General features: G+C 39.8%; 14 protein-coding genes. 4 read left to right on the top strand and 10 right to left on the bottom strand.

The features are described from left to right. Window positions 1–26 precede the first annotated feature (26 nt). Window positions 27–296 (bottom strand): hypothetical protein, encoded by a 270-nt coding sequence (locus tag ACQKFG_RS08305; RefSeq protein WP_353872101.1) that lies wholly within the window; start codon window positions 294–296, stop codon window positions 27–29. A 64-nt stretch (window positions 297–360) separates the two neighbouring features. Further along, window positions 361–1,443, bottom strand: a complete 1,083-nt coding sequence (locus tag ACQKFG_RS08300; RefSeq protein WP_427557750.1) for a nitric oxide synthase oxygenase — start codon at window positions 1,441–1,443, stop codon at window positions 361–363. Between the two features lie 260 nt (window positions 1,444–1,703). Between ACQKFG_RS08300 and ACQKFG_RS08295 the strand changes: the two genes are divergently transcribed. Together ACQKFG_RS08295 and ACQKFG_RS08290 are read left to right on the top strand one after the other, a co-directional pair. Next, window positions 1,704–2,027 carry a winged helix-turn-helix transcriptional regulator gene (locus ACQKFG_RS08295; RefSeq protein WP_048678030.1) on the top strand — a complete coding sequence of 108 codons (324 nt, stop codon included), beginning with the start codon at window positions 1,704–1,706 and terminating at the stop codon, window positions 2,025–2,027. A gap of 137 nt (window positions 2,028–2,164) precedes the next feature. Beyond that, a complete protein-coding gene (locus tag ACQKFG_RS08290; protein ID WP_349728272.1) occupies window positions 2,165–3,082 on the top strand; it encodes an NAD(P)/FAD-dependent oxidoreductase in 918 nt (305 codons plus the stop codon). 93 nt (window positions 3,083–3,175) lie between these two features. On the opposite strand, the gene ACQKFG_RS08285 is transcribed toward ACQKFG_RS08290, so the two are convergent. Then, on the bottom strand, window positions 3,176–3,322 hold the full coding sequence (locus ACQKFG_RS08285; RefSeq protein WP_192205072.1) for a lmo0937 family membrane protein: 147 nt from the start codon (window positions 3,320–3,322) through the stop codon (window positions 3,176–3,178). A 254-nt stretch (window positions 3,323–3,576) separates the two neighbouring features. Here ACQKFG_RS08285 and ACQKFG_RS08280 point away from each other — a divergent pair, with 254 nt between their 5' ends. Further along, window positions 3,577–3,897, top strand: coding sequence for a DUF2680 domain-containing protein (locus ACQKFG_RS08280; RefSeq protein WP_353872104.1), 321 nt, complete (start codon window positions 3,577–3,579; stop codon window positions 3,895–3,897). A 170-nt stretch (window positions 3,898–4,067) separates the two neighbouring features. Next, window positions 4,068–6,041 carry a S9 family peptidase gene (locus ACQKFG_RS08275; protein WP_349728269.1) on the top strand — a complete coding sequence of 658 codons (1,974 nt, stop codon included), beginning with the start codon at window positions 4,068–4,070 and terminating at the stop codon, window positions 6,039–6,041. Window positions 6,042–6,081: 40 nt separating this feature from the next. Here ACQKFG_RS08275 and ACQKFG_RS08270 read toward each other — a convergent pair whose 3' ends face one another. The 7 genes from ACQKFG_RS08270 to ACQKFG_RS08240 all read right to left on the bottom strand — a co-directional run bounded on the left by ACQKFG_RS08270 (window position 6,082) and on the right by ACQKFG_RS08240 (window position 14,179). Then, window positions 6,082–6,513 carry a CBS domain-containing protein gene (locus tag ACQKFG_RS08270; protein WP_192205075.1) on the bottom strand — a complete coding sequence of 144 codons (432 nt, stop codon included), beginning with the start codon at window positions 6,511–6,513 and terminating at the stop codon, window positions 6,082–6,084. Between the two features lie 79 nt (window positions 6,514–6,592). After that, window positions 6,593–7,429, bottom strand: a complete 837-nt coding sequence (locus ACQKFG_RS08265) for an MBL fold metallo-hydrolase (protein WP_427557743.1) — start codon at window positions 7,427–7,429, stop codon at window positions 6,593–6,595. A gap of 316 nt (window positions 7,430–7,745) precedes the next feature. Next, a complete protein-coding gene (locus tag ACQKFG_RS08260) occupies window positions 7,746–8,726 on the bottom strand; it encodes an ABC transporter permease (RefSeq protein ID WP_192205077.1) in 981 nt (326 codons plus the stop codon). Then, window positions 8,719–9,633: an ABC transporter ATP-binding protein gene (locus tag ACQKFG_RS08255; RefSeq protein ID WP_427557739.1), complete on the bottom strand. Its 915-nt coding sequence runs from the start codon at window positions 9,631–9,633 to the stop codon at window positions 8,719–8,721. The genes ACQKFG_RS08260 and ACQKFG_RS08255 overlap by 8 nt, the downstream gene beginning before the upstream one ends. After that, the gene (locus ACQKFG_RS08250) at window positions 9,630–10,421 is read right to left on the bottom strand and encodes an SGNH/GDSL hydrolase family protein (RefSeq protein WP_427557736.1); all 792 of its coding nucleotides are present in this window, start codon (window positions 10,419–10,421) and stop codon (window positions 9,630–9,632) included. The genes ACQKFG_RS08255 and ACQKFG_RS08250 overlap by 4 nt, the downstream gene beginning before the upstream one ends. A 365-nt stretch (window positions 10,422–10,786) precedes the next feature. Next, complete coding sequence (locus ACQKFG_RS08245) at window positions 10,787–12,034, bottom strand: MFS transporter (RefSeq protein ID WP_427557733.1); 1,248 nt, start codon at window positions 12,032–12,034, stop codon at window positions 10,787–10,789. Window positions 12,035–12,043: 9 nt separating this feature from the next. Continuing rightward, window positions 12,044–14,179, bottom strand: coding sequence for a PAS domain S-box protein (locus tag ACQKFG_RS08240; protein ID WP_427557730.1), 2,136 nt, complete (start codon window positions 14,177–14,179; stop codon window positions 12,044–12,046). Between the last annotated feature and the right edge of the window lie 152 nt (window positions 14,180–14,331).

The raw sequence follows: 14,331 nt of genomic DNA, 5'->3' as shown, positions 1-14,331 counted from the left end.
GGTATCCCCAAGCGAGTCTGTTTGCATTATCCATGCTTCGCATTATTATAATAGTGAACACCATACATGGCGCCTTCATCTACCATTTTATTATCGTCATGATCATATGGATCAGGGTGACCTGCCTTTTCAATTACGGGATCCAGCTCGGAAGCCTTCCTATTCCAAAAACCTACTGTTTTTGCTTTTGCATTGGACCATATGTCCTTCACTTTTCCTCTGTTCGCTTTATTCGATAAAAATGAGACTCCGGCAACTCCGACTCCTATTAATACAACGTTTTTTCCTAATGCCATCATTACCTTCCCCCTTATTTATTGACTTGCTATATCTATACCCCACGCCAGTTAATTTAAACCTTTATTTATATGGAGGAATTTGATAAAAGAAATTAGGTTTCATTATTTCATTGTTATATGGCTGATGAAAAACGTGTGTCGTCGCTGGGGACAACGGTGGAATCAACCAGGTCCAGTCCCCCGTTACTTTCCTGGCACAAGAGGCTTCTTTTTCCTCGAATTTCTTGAATTGTTTGGCTGCTGTATGGTGATCTACGATGCTGACTCCGTGTTTTTTATATGAATGAAGGACTGCTTCATTCAGTTCGATCAGGGCTCTATCTTTCCATAAATTCGAATCACGCTTAATATCCAAGCCCATCCTCTCCCCGATTGCCGGCAGCATATTGTAGCGTTCTTCGTCCGCAAGGTTCCTGGCACCGATTTCAGTTCCCATGTACCACCCATTAAATGGCGCAGCCGAATAAGTAATACCGCCAATTTCCAATCTCATGCCGGAAATGATTGGAACCGCATACCATTTGATTTGAAGATCTTTGAACCATTTTAGCTTAGGGTGGGTGATTTGGACTTCTTTAACGAGGCTTTCAGGTATATCATGAAAACTAGGGGGGTTACCGTCCAATTGGACTACAAGGGGTAAAATATCGAAAGGTCCGTTTTTCCCTTCCCATCCTAATGCCATACATTGCTTGGTGAATTCGATTGAACTTGAATCACCGATCACGCCATGTTCCGTCTCATATCCTGCATATCGAATGAGCTGATGATTCCAAATATCCACTTTTCGATCATGATCTTTCTGTTTGAAAATTGTAATCACAGGCCTGATGCTCCCATTATTCGTAGCATATTCGATATGCTCAAAGAGAGCCGATACTATTCCTTCTTCGCTTTGAATCATCCTTTTATCAATCACCCTCAGCGATTCCCAAAAAAAGCGCCCAATACAACGATTGCTATTACGCCAAGCTAATTTAGCACCATATACCAATTCTTCATATGTATGTTCATATTTGCCTGTTTCATTTATTTCCTCGTTAATTTGTTCGATCCTGCCATTTATGTCCTCTTCCGTTTTCAATAATTCAGGATAACTTGTCCTGATAAAGGATACGGCCTCTTGCAGTAAATCATTCATCATTTCCACGGATCCTTCCATTTGCAAAACTTTGACTATAATATTAAAATAACATATTTTTCATGGTATCTCTAAAAAACACAATTTTTTAAAAGCGCATTTTTTTAAAATGTGGCAATTCAGAGGCGGATTACTTTTCATAATACTTAAAGTAAGTTCATAAATTTCTTATACTATAACATCTCTAGTAACTAAATAATTATCGGTAAAGTTGTTACATTTGAGGTAAATGGATTATAATATATTAATAATGAGGTGATATGATGAATAATACGACACTTTGTCCACGATTTGAAAAAGGAATGCAAATCTTGAGTAAACGCTGGACTGGATTGATTGTCAATCAATTACTTAATGGCCCTCAACGGTTTTGTAATATTGAATCTGCATTCCCGATAAGCGGCAGGATTCTTTCTGAACGTTTAAAGGACTTGGAAATTGAAGGTATTGTTAAAAGGGACGTATATCCAGAGACACCGGTCAGGATTGAATATTCCTTAACTGAAAAAGGAAAGGCTCTTGCACCGGTAATGAACGAAATTCAAAATTGGGCACAAGAATGGCTTGAACCAATACAGAATCAATGACATAGGAATTAAAGGAAGGAGGAAGTTCCGCCAGCTGCGGACTCCCTCCTTTTTTGTTTAAGCGCCAGAGACTGGTGGTATATTTTTTACAGATAGAATAACACTAGGTTTATTCCAAATTTATGGGCGGTGAATTCATGAAACAAGCAGATTGCATTATTATTGGTGGAGGGATAGCCGGTATTCAGGCAGCCATCCAGCTCGGAAGATATAAACATGATATTATCGTCATTGATTCTGCTCAAGGCCGATCTTCCATTGCCAAGGCTTACCATAACATTCTTGGATGGCCTGATGGGGTAAGCGGCAAACAATTAAGGACGCTTGGCAGGCAGCACGCTGAAAAATTCGGTGTCGAATTCCTGGATGATACAGTGAAATCTCTTGAAAAAAAGCAGGACAAGTTTTTTATCCGAACAAAGAATGACATGGATTATGAAGCCAAAATGATTTTTCTTGGTACTGGCATTACTGATAACATTCCTCCAATCAAAAACATTTATCCGACCCTTGGGACATCCACATATATATGCCCTGATTGTGATGGGTATGAGATCATGGATAAGCAAACCGTTGTCATCGGAGGCGGAAATGCGGGAGCGGGCATGGCGCTTACTCTATTATATTGGTCAAAAGATATCATTTACGTAAATCATTCGAAAACAAGAATTGATGATGAGTATAGGGAAAAGTTAAAGGAAAATCAGATTCCTGTAATTGAAGAGGAAGTTTGTGAAGTTCATATTAATGCCAAACAGCAGTTGAAAGCCGTTCAATTAACATCCGGTAAAATAATCGAAGCTGAAAAAGCATTCACGGCATTTAAAGGTAACAAACTTAATAATGAGCTAGCCTTGCAATTAGGTGTGCAAGTAAATGAAAACAATCATGTGGTGATTCATCCACGGACTAAAGAAACGAATATTAAAGGAGTCTGGGCAGGCGGCGACCTCGTTGCCCATTCCGAACAAGTCACCATTTCGATGGGGGATGGCACCCAAGCAGCGATATGGATTCATAAAAGGCTGCTAGGCCAGCCACTTCCATACGATTGACAACCTGATGGAAAAACACAAGGCGACCTGTCCACCAGGCCGCCTTTTACATTGGTATTTATAAAGTTTTCCACGTTAGCCTTCCATACACATCTATATTCGATTCCTTCCCTTAAAAACTTTAACCAAAATGAGAATGACCGCAATGATAAGCAAGATATGTATAAATCCTGCAGCCACTTTAAAGACTAAACCAAGAACCCATAATAATAATATTATACCAATAATTGTCCAAATCATGATAATCCTCCTTCTTCCCTTCTTTAAATGATTTTTTATTAATAAGAAGCTACAACGAAATTTTTTGCTTACATTTAAATTACCCATATCTTTCTGTAACAAACCCTCACCCTATTTTTTACATAAAACTGTAAATGCTGTAAATGATAATAAAGAAATAAGGAATCTTCCATATTGAAAAACATCCACCATCAGGAAGAGACTTACAAGCTTTATAGGTACCGCAAAAATCAATTAGAAGGAGTCGTTCATTCATGAAAAAGTTTTTAGTCATCTGTCTAACAGCCTGTTCCCTGTTCTTGGTTAACCTGAATCATCCGGCTGCACAGGAAAATAAAGTAAAACAGGAAAGTGTCCAATTCACTGAAGCTCAAAAATCGGAAATCGCTAAGATCCAAAAGCAGATACTCGCTGACAAAAAGCTATTGATCGAAAAATATGTCGAGTATGGCGCTCTCTCGAAAGAAGAAGCCGATAAAATGGTTTCACATTTTGAAGAACATTATAAAATGATGGAAGAACATAATTTCCAAATTCCGCCGCACCTCCCACATGCTCGGCACATGCATAAGTAATTGTATGTTTTTTTGCCTATATAGCCTAATAATCCGACCTGATGAATAGGCCGGATTATTTTCATTCTTTTGTCCTTGATAAATAAACATTACGCGTTTACCATTTACTAAAGGATTTATATTTCTCTTTAGCGAAATACATAACTATGAGAAATGAAAGGGTGAAAAGGATGAACAAAATAGGCATTACAGCAAGAGACTTATTTCACTTGAAATCAGTAACCGATCCAAAGCTATCCCCGGATGGCAGCATGGCGATTTATGTCCAAACCAGAATAGATGAAAAAACGGAAAAATACATTTCCAATCTGTATATGTTCAGCCTGATTACGAATGAAACTAAGCAATGGACGTTTGGGGATAATCGTGATACATCACCAGCCTGGTCCCCCGACGGCAAGCATATCGCCTTCATATCGGACAGATCAGGTAAAAAACAAGTTCACATTATTGGGAGCATTGGTGGGGAAGCTCGACAGCTGACACATTTCGTTAACGGCGTAACAAAGCCTATTTGGTCTCCTTGTTCCACAAAGTTGCTGCTTTCAACCGGATTAAAGGTGGGCGAAAACCTTAATACGGTTAAGGAAAATGATTTGTCCAAAGAAGTTCATAGGTATGACCGTATTAAGTATAAATGGGATGGGAGAGGCTATTTTGATCAGTTATATCAGCAGCTGGTTATAGTAGGAATTTTTAAGGGAGATTCCACATTGCTAACAGAAAACAATATTGATCATCATCCGAATGCATGGTCCCCAGACGGACAGCATATTGCCTTCATAAGCGGAGATGCAGAAAGAAGTGATGATGAACTTTTTTCCGATATTTTCATCATGGAACTAGAAACGAAAGCTTTAGAGAAGATAACGGATGGCAAAGGTTTCTTTAGAGATCCGAAATGGTCACCAAATGGTGAATATCTATCATTCATTGGCCATAATAAAGAATTTGCCGGTGCCACCTTTTCAAATATCTGGTTATATTCCATATTCGATCAAACGACTCAGTGTTTGACCGATGGATGGGACGTCCAAATTGGAGATTCCGCAATTGGGGATTTCCAAATCGGAGCTGTCGACCCAGGTATCTTATGGACAAACGATAGCCAAGGCTTTTATTTTTTAATAAGCGATTACGGAAATACCGGAGTTTATTATGGTTCCATTGAAGGAGCCATGTATCCATCGATCCTTGACCCGCAGCATATATACGGCCTGACTATAGATCCCCAAAGCCATCGTGCTGTCGTGGCCATAAGTACACCTGTTCATCCCGGGGATCTCTTTGCTTATAACCTTACCAATGGCGATAAGAAACAAATCAGTTTTGTTAATGAGGATTTTTTGAAGGATAAACATTTGTCCATGGCTGAACCCATTACATTTCCATCTGTTGATGGACTTACCATTCACGGCTGGCTCATGAGACCGACTGATTTTAAAAGTAATCAAAAATATCCGCTCATTTTAGAAATCCACGGCGGTCCGCATATGATGTATGCCAATACATATGTTCATGAATTCCAGACCTTGGCTAATGAAGGGTATACTGTTTTGTTCACTAACCCGCGCGGAAGTGTTGGATATGGCCAAGATTTCGTAAATGCCTGCCGGGGCGATTATGGAGGCATGGATTATAAGGACTTAATGGCTGGAGTTGATCACGTTCTAGCTACGTATGATTTTATTCAGCATGAAGATTTAGGTGTATCCGGAGGAAGTTATGGAGGGTTCATGACAAATTGGATCATCGGACATACCAACCGCTTTAAGGCCGCTGTGACTCAGCGTTGCATCAGTAACTGGCTAAGTTTTTATGGTGTCAGCGACATTGGTTATTATTTTACAGAGTGGGAAGTAGGCGGCGATATCGTTAACTCTGCTGAAAGATTATGGCAGCACTCTCCTTTAAAATATGTTTCCAATGTGACTACCCCTTTACTTTTACTTCACGGTGAAAAGGATTTCCGCTGTCCCATTGAACAGAGCGAGCAATTTTTTGTCGCTTTAAAACGGCAAAAAAAAGAAGCAGTGCTTGTTTCATTCCCAGATGAAACTCACGAAGTATCCCGAAGCGGATCTCCAAAAATGCGCCTGCAACATGTTGAGGAAATCAAAGGATGGTTCAATAAGTATCTTTAAAAACAAAGCTCTGTTAGCAAAAGCTAACAGAGTTTTGTTTTTAGTGTTGAATTTGGTCCCTGTCTTCGGAAATTGAACTTAAAGCATTTCCCGCCATTGAATTTGTCTGATGGTGTACAGCAAGATCACCTAATGCCACGACTCCCACCAGCTTGTCATTCTCAATGATAGGGAGCCTTCTGATTTGCTCGGTAGCCATTAACTCTTCAGCTTCCTCCACTGACATACCTGGCGTGCCTGTTACAAGGTTCGTGGAAATGACATCAGTAATTCTAGTTGAATTCGGCTTTTTCTCTGCCACACAGCGAATGACGATATCCCTGTCCGTGATGACACCAATTAAATGGTTATTCTCCAAAACAGGAATGACACCAACATCATCATTCTTCATTTTGACTGCTGCTTCATATATATTATCTTCCGCAGTGCAACAATTCACGTCTGTTGTCATGATATCTCTTAATGTAGTCACGGATATCCCTCCATTTTCATAAGTTGCTTGTTTATTTTTGACTTCTGAAGAGAAATTATTCATGAAACATATTCATGTTTCATTCCACATATTTCCCATGGTCCGGCTTAGCTAATGAATCGAATTCCTTTGCAAGCTTTGATAAACCCATTTCCAGCTCATGCCCTTCAACAGGATACCCGTGCCCCGTTATGGCAACAGCCGGCTTCATACTTTCCAATAACTTTACAGATTCTTTTGCAGCCTCCCAATCGGTTGTCAAATACCGCGGTGGGCCTGCTATTTCTTTCTCCTGAGTGATGACCTTGTATAGTGAATCTTGCCTGACATTCACAAAAGCATCTCCAGCAATCAAACTTCGGTCACTATCACGGAAAAGTGAAATATGTCCTTTTGAATGGCCAGGAGTGTGAACCCATTTCCAATCACGAAGTCCGGGAACACTATGATCATCAGGCAATGGCTGAACTTTTTCATCAAGGTTGATTCCCTCATTCGGAAATATCCAGGAAATTTTTGCAACCATCCCTCCTTCAACAGTAGGGTCCGGATGGGGGTAATCTTCCTGTCCCGTTAAATAAGGCATTTCTTTTATATGGGCATAAACTGGAGCTCCCCAATGCTCCATTAACTCAATCAGTGCTCCAACATGATCGAAATGTCCATGTGTCAAAATAATGGCAGCAGGTGGATTTTGCGGTCCATATATTTCTTCTGCAGTTTTCTTTATTACCTCTGCTGAGCGTGGCATCCCTGCATCTATCAATACCCATTGATCATCTTTGGGTGACCCTACAAATATTACATTAACGATTTGGACGGACAGACAATATATATCCTCATTTATTTTCTGTACATCACCATTGGAGACTGAAGTCATTGGCATGAATTTTTTATTCAAATGATTATCATCCATTTATAATCCTCCTAATTTTGAACATTCTTTTTTAAAAGGATACCCTGTACAAGAAAATAAAAAACAACCTATTATTTATATAGGCTGTTTCAGACAGAAGACAAATTCAAAGTAAAAAGCGAGTTTGCCTTCTTTTTTTTATTTTTAAAAATGAAGATGATTTCAGAAATCCGCTCGCTTTCCGCCGTCTGTCCGCCGGGGGTCACGGCTAGCCATTAAACCGAGTCTTCTTTTGAAATCCGGTTCGGGCTGCGACACTTCCGGAAGCCCTTTTGTCAACAAACTGAAACATCCAATAATCTATATAGTCTGTTTCTCAGAATACATCCCTCCGGGTAAACACTGTAAAAGATACAATTAAAGCAAGAGCCCACCAAACGAGCAAGGTAATGACAGATGATAATAAAGTCATCCCTTCTATCGGTGGAGCCGTGCCGCTAATATAAGCGGTCAACTTCAAATTCACCATAAAGAAATACTTCGCTGATTCCCATGATGAAACCATATTGTTCAATATAGCCCCGGAAATTAATGCAGCCAGCATGATGCCCATGCCAGCAGGAGTGCTCCTTACTAAAACCGAAAGCATGAAAGAAAGAGTCCCTACAACAACCGCCACCAGCCAGACAAGTCCCAAATCCATCAATAGGAATTTCCATTGTTCAACTAACCTTACTTGACTGACATCTACATCAGCACCATTCAATTCAAATCCCGTTATTATGGGGGCCCCCCAGCCTTGGTACCCGAAAACGATTCCTGATAAAAGGTAAGACAATAAGGCTGTCATCGCCACGATAATCGAAACCGATAATAATAATGTTACATATTTGCTCAATAAGATTTTCCAGCGCTCCACTGGCCTTGTCAACAGAAGTTTGATCGTGCCTTGTCCATTTTCGGAAGAAACCAAATCACTGGCCACAATCATGATCAACAGCGGAATGAACAAATCAATTGCATTTTCCAAAAACATGCGTGTAAAAGTAGCTGCGCCTGGTTCTGAGGGATTAATATCATGATCGAGATAATATTGCTGCTGCTTCAGACTTACTTGCAGCTGTTCACGCCACTCATCCAGCATCCTATTCGAGCCCAACCGATTTTGAGTATCAATGATTTGCTGCTGAAGAGCCGCACGCCAATCATCAGTTCCCAACTTCTCCCGTTGCTCTTCCACTTGTTTGTATTGGGCATATGTAAACATCAACACTAAAATTCCAACGATAATACCGATTATGATCAGCCGTTTTTTTGCCAACATCTTCATCATTTCATTTTGGACCAATTTATTCAATGCCTGCACCTCCGACACCGGTAACTTGTAAAAACAACTCTTCCAATCCTGGGAGCTTTCGATTCATTTCATGCACCCTCACCCCTGCTTGGTTAAGTGCTGCATTCCATTCAGGCGTTTCGGATTCATCATAAGCTGTAATGATATATTTTTGATCTAAGGTAATATCGGTGAAGCGGCTAAGAATTTCCGCTCCCTTTTGAATAGGTTCCACCCGCCAAATTATCCGCTCCTGCTGGGATAATAAGCTTTCCACTGTATCCGTTTTAATAATTTCCCCGCCTTTAATAATTGCGACCCGGTCACAAAGTTGCTGTATTTCACCTAATAAGTGTGAGGAAACCAGCACACTCATACCCTCTTCTTCAGCCAGCTTCCTGATGAATTGTCGCATTTCACGGATTCCGGCAGGATCTAGACCGTTAGTCGGTTCATCCAATATTAATAGCTTAGGACTGTTCAGCATTGCCTGCGCGATTCCTAAACGCTGCCTCATACCTAACGAATAGGTCTTCACTTTATCGTGAATTCTCGCTTGCAGACCGACGAGTTCAACAACCTCGATCATTCTTGTTTCATCGACTTCAGGTAACATTCTTGCAAAGTGGAGTAAATTATCCCACCCACTCAAAAATGGATATAATTCTGGATTTTCAACGATGCAGCCCATTTGCTTCATGGCCTTCGTAAATTCCTGACGAACATCATAACCGCATATATGGATGGAACCTGAGGATGGCTTAATCAATCCGACCAACATGCGGATTGTCGTCGTCTTACCTGCCCCATTCGGTCCTAAAAAGCCGAAAACCTCACCTTCATTCAACTCAAAATCTATTCCTTTAATAATTTCCCGTTTGCCAATCTTTTTTCTCAATTCCCTAACAGACAATGTCACCTGTTTCATCGTTCCACATCCTCCCATTTGATTAAAGGAGCAACTCTATCAGCAATTAAACGATACCCTTTCTTATTAGGGTGAAAATTGTCCGAATACAAATACTCATTTACCGACAATTGAAATAAATCGAATGTTGGAACAAAAATTGCATTTTCATAATGAGCCACGACTTCCGCCGTTGCATTATTCCAGTCCCGTACGATGCGGTTCGTATCTAAGTCTTTATCCAAATCTATAAATGGATTATACAGACCAAGTAACAAAATAGTAGCTGAATCATTGACTTTATTTATATCTTTAAAAATTTCATGTAAATTTCCCAAGAAATTCTTTTGTGAAACGGATATAGCTTCACGATCATATTCAAGCAGGGTCTGCCCTTTTTGAAATAAATCGTTCCCCCCGATTGTAACTAAAATAACATCAGCTGCCTGGATTTGGCGCTTAACTTCCGGTTGTTTCACTTGCTGCACCAATTCTTTAGACACTTGTCCATTAATTCCGAGGTTATGAATGATTGGTTTTCTTTTATATTGACTCTTCAACTCTTCAACAACAAGTCCAACATAGCCTTTGCCTGTTTCATCACCTGTGCCACGTGTTAATGAATCGCCTAATGCCAATACCGTAAAATCAGCAGGAAGGTCACTTTTAATGGGGGTTTCTTCAATTACTTCCATATCGGACGATCCTTTTCCATAATGGTCCATCATCGCCCATCCTAGGCAAAATGCAAAAAACAGGCTGATTAGGGCTGATACGATGGTAGTAGCTAACACTTTTGGTTTACTCAAAAACACTCACCCTTCCATTCATTCTCTATCTTCCATTAAATCATATTATTTCCAAAAATAAAAAAACGTTTACTTATGGACAAAATCCCAACAACTTATCAAAAAAAAAGGCAGAATGGGACATATGTATTCCCTTTCTGCCTTTTTGGAATGACTGTTTAATCGATTCCTGACCTTTCACGTAATACCCTTTGATATTGTCTACTCCTTTTGACCTGAAACATGATGCCACCCCCTAAAGAAGGCACTCGGGGGCCGCTAGTGATGAGAAATGAACGGTCGTTAATGAAGCCCTAGACCTGAGTTTTGCATGCCCACTTCAATTGAAATCATTTTTGATCTTCCTTATTAGAACTGTTCACTCATCAATTTTCCATTATACCTATGGGTTTCCCCATTACTTTTACATTCTTTTCTACCTTCATGAGCCATATTGTAAGCAGGATCCCGATCAGTGTGAGTAATCCATAAAATAAATAGACTGAATATATCCCTGATTTTTCCAATATTATACCGCCGCTGAAGGTACTGAACCAGTTCCCCAATCCGTTGCCAATGGCGGAATAAAGCGTTATTGCTGTTACTGTTATACGTGCTGGGACAACTTCCCTGATATATTGTAAAGCTGCTGGAATGAATAAGCCAAGTGAAAACCCTTGAATGATCGAAGTCACATATACGGTAGCCAAACTTGGTTCAGTGAAGTATAAACCCCAGCGGAGCAATGAAGCCGTGCCAGCCAGTAAGGTAATTGGCAGCAAGCCTATCTTATGAATCCAGGCACCTGCCATTCTCATAAAGGGGATTTCCGATAATACAGCTAATAGGAACGCGATGCCAATTCCTGTATATGTACCGCCTCTTGCCTCGACAAACAAACCATAGTATACATTATTTGCAAGATTAGGACCAAAAAGCAAGAACGTTATAGCAAGAAAGATAAGAAATCGCTTCATGGTAATCAATTCTTTCATTCCACCAAAAAGTTTCACTTTCCCCCCTGGTGGTTCTTCGGGCAAACGAAGAGCCAGACCAGCCGCTATCAGCAGGCCGAAGAAAAAGGCATAAAATATAACGGAAGGACCCATGAAGGATTCAGATAACTTGCCCATTATAAAAACAGCCACACCGTAACCAAGTGATCCGAATAAACGGATTTTCCCATAATTCGATTTGATTTTTGTTGTATATTGAAGGGTGATGCTATCAGAAACTGGTATTATCGCACTTTGAAAGATGGCCAAAGCGATTGCGACGGATACGAAAAGGAAATAGTGTTCGAACAGCAAGTAGCCTAAACCGAATAGACCAGCAAGAAACGATGTCATTGCGAGTATTTTTGCTGGTCTCCCGCTCCAATCACAAACAATTCCCCAAAAAGGTTGAAAAACGATCATCACTATCGGTCCAACAGACATGATCGTCCCTATCTCAATACCTGATAAACCTCCCTCATTGGCCAAATAAACGCTTAATAGCGGTGTTAAACTTCCCACTGCAAAAAAAGAAAAAAGGTAAAATACCTTCAAGCTAATAATATTGACATGCTTTTGTTTTTCCAAATCCCGTTCCCCCACACAGACATCTTCTAAAAAGTTGATGATTTTTTTCATTGCTTCCTATTAGACATTAGGGAGCACGATATTAAAGACTGTTCCTTTATTGACTTCGCTCTCGACATAGACATTTCCAGAATGGCTTTCTATGATTTTAAAGCTGATCATGAGACCTAACCCATTACCAGATTTTTTCGTTGTGAAAAATGGTTCTCCCAATCTCTTAAGCTGCTCTGGCGGCATCCCAATTCCTGTGTCGGTTATGGATATATGCACATTATCCTCTTTAAGTTCAGTAATGACTTTTATGAATCCACCGTCAGGCATAGCTTCCATACCATTTTTAATGAAGTTCAATATGACCTGTTTTAACCGATTCTCATCACAACGAACGAGGATTTCTTCGTCATTACATTCCGAAATCAGCGTGATGTTCTTCTTCCTGGCTTCAAACTCCGTCAAAGATACAACATTTTGAATGATCGACACAAGGTTCTTCGTTTCCAATATCAATGCCTGTGGTTTGGCCAATTGTAAGAACTCTTCAACTATCTCATTCACACGATTGATTTCATCCATGATTATTTCTAGATATTCTTGTTTATTTTCGTCCGTTTCATCCAATTGCAAAAATTCCGTATACCCTTTCATGGAGGTCAGCGGATTCCGTATTTCATGCGCCACCCCAGCAGCAAGCTGACCGACAGCGGCTAATTTATCCTGCCGATGGAGCATCTCTTCAGATTGTTTACGCTCAGTTATATCATATCTCAGTGCCAAGAACTGAAACGGCTTTCCTTCTTCGCTGAAAAATGGAACAATCGTTGTATCGACCCAATAAAAACTGCCATCTTTCGCCTTGTTTCTAATTTCACCTTTCCAAACTTTCCGTTCATGGACGGTCTTCCACATTTGTTCAAAGAATTCCTTTGAATGGTATCCGGAATTAACCATTCTATGGGTCTGGCCTATCAATTCACCTTTGCCATAACCTGAAACCTCCGAGAACTTTTCATTCACTTCAATAATGACTCCTTTATCATCGGTTATCGCCACAATCAAAGATTGGTTAATTGCATATTGCATATCTTCTAGTTCCTTGATTGACCCCTTTAAAGCATTTTCTGCTTTTTTACGAGCGGAAATGTCCGAACGGATGGAAATATATTGATATGGTTTCCCCTTTTTCATAAACGGAACGATAGTTGTATCCACCCAATACAGATTACCATCTTTAGCCCGATTGCATATTTCACCATGCCATGTATTCCCTTGGCTGATCGTTTGCCATAAGTCAGTGAAAAATTCTTTTGCGTGATAACCAGAATTGATTATCGAATGATTTTTTCCAATTAGTTCATGTTTTTCAAATTGTGATATTTCCAGGAATTTTTCGTTAACATATGTAATGATTCCTTTTGCATCCGTGATGGCGACGATTGCCGATTGATCTAAAGCATAACGGATATCACTCACAGTATTATCACTTTTTGCTAACCTACGGCCCACGATCGTACTTGAAGCTATCAAGCTGGCAAGGATGAATATTGAAACGAAGCATGTAAGATAAAGCATAAGTGGAGTGAGTGGAACAAATTCATCCGTTTCATTTTTCACATTCATTGGTAACACTCTCACAAAAAGATAATAGCCTTCAATGATTGCACCACTCATCATGAGCGTACTGACTGGCTTTAGCGAAGATTGACTTAATTTGTTAAAATAAAATAATATTGCAAGCGCTGCTACAAATAATACAAAGATACTGAAAAGCGTACTGAGAACCGACAATGGGCTAAAGTGCAAGGAGTGATTTAAAGAAGATGTTCCCATTATATAATTAGATAAAATGGCCATCGTAAACATAAAGCCGCAAAATACGATTTGCAGGACTTGGGTTTTATACGATATGGCCAATAACCCAACCCCTGCGAGCGCTATCGCTAAAGCTAACGAAAAAATTATTGTAGAAAAGTTGGATGCTGCCATTCCTGAATTATCGAGGGTATATATGACCACAAAATTAAGCGTCCAGATAGCCACTCCCATAGAGCAGCTGCTCCCTATATATACCAGGCGTTTATATCTCTCTATCGTCAGTAATGTTGTCAATAAATCCAATGCCGTATAACACGCCATTATTATCAATAGTACTGCAATCATAAAGAGGACAGGATTTGATGCCACAATTGATTGTTCCATTTTTTTACTTGATCACCTCTAACGTTCTATTCTCCTATATTGTAATGTAAATTCATAGGACCTCAAAGGTTTTTATTTCCTTACTCCTGTATATTTACACTCTGATTCTTTCGGCGCAACCCCTTCCTCAAGAAAATGCAGGTTTTTTCATA

The sequence above is a fragment of the Peribacillus sp. NPDC076916 genome (assembly GCF_050269675.1).
Taxonomy (GTDB): domain Bacteria; phylum Bacillota; class Bacilli; order Bacillales; family DSM-1321; genus Peribacillus; species Peribacillus aracenensis.
The sequence above is the reverse complement of the archived record's forward strand: the minus strand, read 5'-3'. Positions and strand labels throughout refer to the sequence as shown.